This window comes from Tepidanaerobacter sp. GT38 (assembly GCF_021991635.1).
Classification (GTDB): domain Bacteria; phylum Bacillota; class Thermosediminibacteria; order Thermosediminibacterales; family Tepidanaerobacteraceae; genus DTU063.
In genome coordinates, this window is record NZ_JAFFJA010000104.1 from 1 (window position 1) to 5,519 (window position 5,519).

The following is a 5,519-nucleotide window of genomic DNA, read 5'->3' on the forward strand; positions in this document are numbered from 1 at the left end:
CACAATTATATGGACTTAACTGTGGAAGATATATATCTGGGCTTAATATATTAGATCAATAAGGGTATAAAATACAACTCTTCAAAAATAAAAAAGACTTTACCTTCTCATTGTTTAATAAGTAGTTAAATGTCCAAGGAAGGTAAAGTCGTAAAATACATGAATTTAATAAACGGCTAAATAATAATCTCTAACAATACCGAAAGATCACTTTTTCAATTACTTTTGAACTAAATTAATGGCCATATCCAGTATGGCTTCACCATTCATCGAACCATAAGTCTGAGAATCTATCACGCTGACTGGAGTCCCTTTTGACTTTACCGCTTCTTTTACTTCGTCTAAGGCATATCTCGCTTGAGGTGCCACTAGAATTACATCTGCACTGTCTAATTCTTCATACATATCAGAAGTAGATACTGCAACAATTTTAACATTTAAGCTTCTTTTTGCCGCAACTTTTTGCATTCTACTTACTAACATGCTTGTCGACATTCCAGCAAAGCAAATCAGCACTATCTTCATAAACTATTCCTCGCTTTTCTGACTAAATTAATAATGTACCTAAGACTTTCCACATTAATCTCGCCAGAAGGCGAACGATTTTCCCTTACTGCGGTTCCAAAGTGAAAAAATCCTGCTTCAGTTTCTCTGATTATCCTGTCTATGTTTTCAAAGTTTAAACCTCCTCCGACCATAATGGTTATATGGCCGGAGCTTTTTACCATCTCTCTTATTGTAGGAATGTTATCGGTGATGTTTCCCTTTCCACCGGAAGTCAAAATGGTTTTTATATTAGGATATTTTGAAAGAAATCTTGCTCCTTCAACTGGATCAGGCAATTCATCAATGGCTCTGTGAAATGTCACATCCATGTCCTGGCACGAATCAAGTAATTCTTCCATAAAAGCTTCGTGTATTTTCATGTTCTCATCAAGGACTCCAATTACAACACCGTTCGCACCAAGGTTCTTTGCCACACGAATATCTTCTTTCATGATTTTGATTTCTTCCTGCGTATATGCAAAGGTCCTTGAATGAGGCCTTATCATTACATTAACAGGAATTGTAACAGCCTTTACAGTTTTATCGATAATTGCATAGCTAGGTGTTAGGCCGCCTTCCGACAGCGCACTGACAAGCTCAATTCTGTCTGCTCCGCAATCTTGGATGCGCCTTGCATCTTCCGGTGATGTGGCTATAATCTCAATCATTCTAACCTCCATTTTGCCGCTTGCGCTGGGGTATATAGCACCGAAAAGTCGTTTTTACATGTTCATGCTTTTGTTATCACCATTATATACCATTTTGCTTTCTTCTTCTACCCTCTTCTTATCCATTATCGCTATAAATGGCCACCAGATGAGCATAACTATCAATATGTCAACTATTTGAAGGATCGCCCCAGATATGTGGCCTGTTATGAGAAAACCCTGAATAATAGGCGGTGTCGTCCAAGGTATGATGACGCCTGTTGGCCTTGCTACAATATTGAAGGCCATTGCCAGATAATTTACTATGGTTATGGCTACCGGTCCCAGTACGAGCGGTATTATCCCAATGGGATTTAATACCACAGGCAGACCAAACATTATTGGCTCATTTATATTAAATAACCCAGGCGCAAGGGACATTTTTCCAAGTTCCTTATATTGTCTTGATTTAGCTTTGAACATTAGCAAGAATACCACTGCAAGGGTTGCTCCTGCGCCACCAATCCATATCATGTCAAAAAATTGTTCTGTAATTATGTTTGGAGGAAGCTTACCAGCTTCAATTGCTGCAAGGTTTGCATCTTGCAAAGGTACCCAGAAGGGCCTCATAATGCCATTGACTATAGTACCGCCATTGAGCCCGATAGACCACAGCAAGCTTATGGCAAACACTGTGCCGATAGCTCCAAACAGGTTGTTCGCGACTATTCTCTGCATAGGTAATGACACTAAATTGTAAATGAACTCATGGATGTATTGGTATTTTGTCTGGAGAAACAACAGTCTCACAAGCAGCATCATGACAAGGATGAAAAAGCCTGGTAAAAGTGCTGAAAACGCTCTGGATACAGCTGGTGGGACGCCTTCTGGCATCTTGATTGTTATATTGTGTTTTATAAAATAGTTAAATATTTCTGTGACAACCAGTGCCGTAATAATAGCCACAAGTATCCCGTTTGTGCCGTACCACCCTCCGACAGTTATTACCCTTGATACCACATGGGTCTGACCATCTATGTCAATGGTCGTGGTGATAGGTGACAACAGCACAAAGGAACTTATCCCGAGCATAGCTGCCGAAAATGCATCTATCCTGTATGATTGTGCCAGTTTATATGAGATGGCGGCTACGATGTAAAGTGACATTATGTCATATGTAACTCTTTTGGGCAAAATGATGAACTGATTGAAACCTTCTCCGAACAATTTTGCCTGAAGCTCTTGCCATCCTGGAGCAGGAAAATCTTGTATAATAATGAACAGAGATCCAATAATTAAAAAGGGCATGAAAGAAATAAAACCATCTCGTATTGCAGCAAGATGCCTTTGACCAGCCAATTTAGTGGCAAATGGCGCAAACCTGTTTTCCAGAAAAGACTGAATTCTACTCATGACATTTCCCCTCTCTACATGTTATGATACAAATTTTAAATTTTTAAGTTAAAATCGGGAAACCACAGTAGATGCTTAAAAGATAAACCACACGCACATTAAACAGAATATAAATACGTGAGAATAGTAAAACTGTCTAAACCGGTTGCGTTATTCTTCTTTGGTAAGCTTCCAGCCATTCTTTGGACGCTTCTTCATAAACTACCTTATCCTGGTGCGGATGAGCCAGAAATACTTTTGGCAAACTTTTTTGACTTGCTACCACAAAAGAAAACTCTACATTTGTCCCTACCCCCCATTCTCCCATATTGTTTAAACATACAATTGATATAGCCCCAACTTTGCCTCTTCTTTGTTTTAGTTTCTCACTGAAACTATAAACTGCATTTTGGGCTGCTTCCTGAGGACTCATTCCACTTTCCATTAAGCGAACTACCTCATATGATAAGCAACCCTTCATTATATCCTCACCCAGGCCTGTTGCTACTGCACCGCCGATTTTACTATCGACATACAGGCCAGAACCGCAAATAGGCGAATCGCCAATCCTGCCCCTTTTTTTCATAAATAGTCCGCTGGTAGATGTTGCAGCAGTCATATGTCCTTTAAGGTCAAGGCATACAATCCCAACAGTATCATGTCCGTCATAAGGGCTGAGGTTATTTTCACTGATTTCCCGGACTCTTTTTTCCCAGATTTTTTTAGCCCTTTCAGTTAGCATGTTTTTTCTTTCAAAACCGTTTTTATGCGCATAATCCTCTGCACCACTTCCAACGAGAAATATGTTGAACCTTTCACGGCTAAGTCTTCTTGCAATGGACACTGGATTTTTAAAATCCTGTATGCCACCTACAGCGCCGAAAGATAGCGTGTCGCCGTCCATAAAGGCTGCATCCAATTCAACTTGGCAGATTTCATTTGGAAGCCCTCCATAACCTACTGATTTGTACAGAGGATAATCTTCTACAGCTTTGACAGCTTCTTCCACAGCGTCTCCTGAGTCCCCCCCGAGTCCTAAAATTTCAGTGGCAGCAGCTATTCCCTCAAGGCACATACGCCATGTACCTATTATCGCCCATTTCATGTTTATCTTCCTTTCAGTCACAATTGTCGTTAAAAAATATTTAGGCAATTATCTTGTACAAATTTATAATCTCTTTTATTAACGGCTTTGCCAGCATTGCGTTCATGATATGATCCTGAGCATGAACCATTAAAACTGAATATTCGCTTTTGTTGCCCTGACATTCTTCTACGATTAATTCCGTCTGAGCTTTATGAGCCTGTAACAATAACTCGTCAGCCTTTTGCATGAGATTCTCTGCTTCTTCAAAGTCACCATTTCTAGAAAATTTCAGTGCCTCGAACATCATAGAAAGCGAATCTCCTGCCGCTGAAATTATCCTAAATGCTATTTGTTCAATCGATTCCATCAAATTCACCTTCCATCTCTTTGAAGATAACTGCGTTGTAATAAGTTCGCTTATATTATAAATTTTTCATTATATAGCCAGCAAATAAGTATTTTCCTAATACAGCGGAAAAAACGTATTAAAAAAACTTCGCACCAATGCGAAGTTTTACATCCGGACTCCATTTTGTGTCCCCGCTTAAATCTTATTCATTACCAGAAAATAGCGATATAAGTCTTGACTTAAAATCCATAAAATCCTTGGAATCTGTCAGGAATTTCACTTTTTTCGCGTCATCAATTACCTCAACAATATGGTTGTAAAAATAATCCAAATTTTTTCTGTCACCAGCTTTTATTGCAAACATCAATACCAACTGGACATAATAATTTCCCCATAATATGGGCTTATTCAAGATTGCAACAGAAATTACTGTCTCGTATGCGTTCATAATAATCGGATGGGGAATTGCTACAAGATTTCCAAATGACGTCGAAGATAATTTTTCTCTTTCCATGACCAGTTCATAATAATTCTTGGGCACATAACCTTTGTCATAAAGTTCATTTGCCATAAAATCAATAACCTGAAATTTATCATTAAATGCCAGGTTATTTACAAAAAGCTCTTGTCTAAAGAATTTTTCAATCTCAAAACATAGCCAGGTCACTTTATTTCCAACACCATCCGTATTTAGAGCCCGGTTTATCAATTGCCTATCCTTTTCATCTAAAAAGGGTGATATCCTTATGACAGGAATTGAAAAATCACGTTCAAGAGATACAGTTGTAAATACAAAATCAGGCTGTTTTGTCTCAATTTTGTCAAGTTCCATAAGTGGTAAAACTTCAATGATCTCAATCCTGCCCTTGTATTCAGAATTAATCTTGGAAAGCAGCAAATGAGAAGTAGTGTAACCAGTAGGGCACACAATGATTGCCCTTTTTGGCAAATACTGTTTTTCTCTATGCCTCTGAAAAGCTGCTCCCAGATGCAGAGCGATAAAACCAATTTCATCTTCTTTAACTTTTTCACCTGTCAATCGTGAAAATTCGCTTGAAAGGAATACTGCTATCTCGAAAATAAAAGGATAACGCATCTTTAAATCCTCAAGCAGAGGATTCCTCAAGGACATTCTGTTTTTTATTCTTTCATGCATTATTTTTATATGAAGGCACATACCTGTAAAAAGCATATCATCATGGGTAAAGTCTATGCCGTATTCAGAAGCCAATGAGTCTAAAAGAAGTTGAGTCAATGATATGTAGTATGGTTCAACCAACCTTTTAAGTTCTTCGCGGTCAACAAAAGTATTCATTATTTTTCTTCTTCCCAAAATAAGATATGAGATATATAACACTTCTTCAGGCGGAAATTTTACTTTAAACTCATCTTCAAGTTTTGCACACAATTCCTTTGCTATTTCACATTCTACTGTATTTGCTGTTTTCTCAAAATCAAGGTAGACTTCAAGAAAATTTTTGTTGGTTAATTGTAAAAT

Annotated in this window: 6 protein-coding genes; all 6 read right to left on the minus strand. The window is 38.1% G+C overall.

The window, feature by feature from the left end:
• Nucleotides 1-219: 219 nt before the first annotated feature.
• Nucleotides 220-525 carry a PTS sugar transporter subunit IIB gene (locus tag JT739_RS11640; protein ID WP_237661298.1) on the minus strand — a complete coding sequence of 102 codons (306 nt, stop codon included), beginning with the start codon at nucleotides 523-525 and terminating at the stop codon, nucleotides 220-222.
• Complete coding sequence (locus tag JT739_RS11645) at nucleotides 522-1,214, minus strand: copper homeostasis protein CutC (RefSeq protein ID WP_237661299.1); 693 nt, start codon at nucleotides 1,212-1,214, stop codon at nucleotides 522-524. Before JT739_RS11645 ends, JT739_RS11640 begins: the two co-directional genes overlap by 4 nt.
• 54 nt (nucleotides 1,215-1,268) lie before the next feature.
• The gene (locus JT739_RS11650) at nucleotides 1,269-2,606 is read right to left on the minus strand and encodes a PTS sugar transporter subunit IIC (RefSeq protein ID WP_237661300.1); all 1,338 of its coding nucleotides are present in this window, start codon (nucleotides 2,604-2,606) and stop codon (nucleotides 1,269-1,271) included.
• A 136-nt stretch (nucleotides 2,607-2,742) separates the two neighbouring features.
• The gene (locus JT739_RS11655) at nucleotides 2,743-3,690 is read right to left on the minus strand and encodes a N(4)-(beta-N-acetylglucosaminyl)-L-asparaginase (protein ID WP_237661301.1); all 948 of its coding nucleotides are present in this window, start codon (nucleotides 3,688-3,690) and stop codon (nucleotides 2,743-2,745) included.
• Between the two features lie 40 nt (nucleotides 3,691-3,730).
• Nucleotides 3,731-4,039 (minus strand): PTS lactose/cellobiose transporter subunit IIA, encoded by a 309-nt coding sequence (locus JT739_RS11660; RefSeq protein ID WP_237661302.1) that lies wholly within the window; start codon nucleotides 4,037-4,039, stop codon nucleotides 3,731-3,733.
• A 184-nt stretch (nucleotides 4,040-4,223) separates the two neighbouring features.
• Nucleotides 4,224-5,519 (minus strand): transcription antiterminator (locus tag JT739_RS11665; RefSeq protein ID WP_237661303.1); only part of this gene is annotated, 1,296 nt, incomplete at its 5' end.

Coding starts and splice junctions, on each gene's coding strand:
- JT739_RS11640 (WP_237661298.1), bottom strand. CDS start 525: ATGAAGATAGTGCTGATTTGCTTTGCTGGAATGTCGACAAGCATGTTA.
- JT739_RS11645 (WP_237661299.1), bottom strand. CDS start 1,214: ATGATTGAGATTATAGCCACATCACCGGAAGATGCAAGGCGCATCCAA.
- JT739_RS11650 (WP_237661300.1), bottom strand. CDS start 2,606: ATGAGTAGAATTCAGTCTTTTCTGGAAAACAGGTTTGCGCCATTTGCC.
- JT739_RS11655 (WP_237661301.1), bottom strand. CDS start 3,690: ATGAAATGGGCGATAATAGGTACATGGCGTATGTGCCTTGAGGGAATA.
- JT739_RS11660 (WP_237661302.1), bottom strand. CDS start 4,039: ATGGAATCGATTGAACAAATAGCATTTAGGATAATTTCAGCGGCAGGA.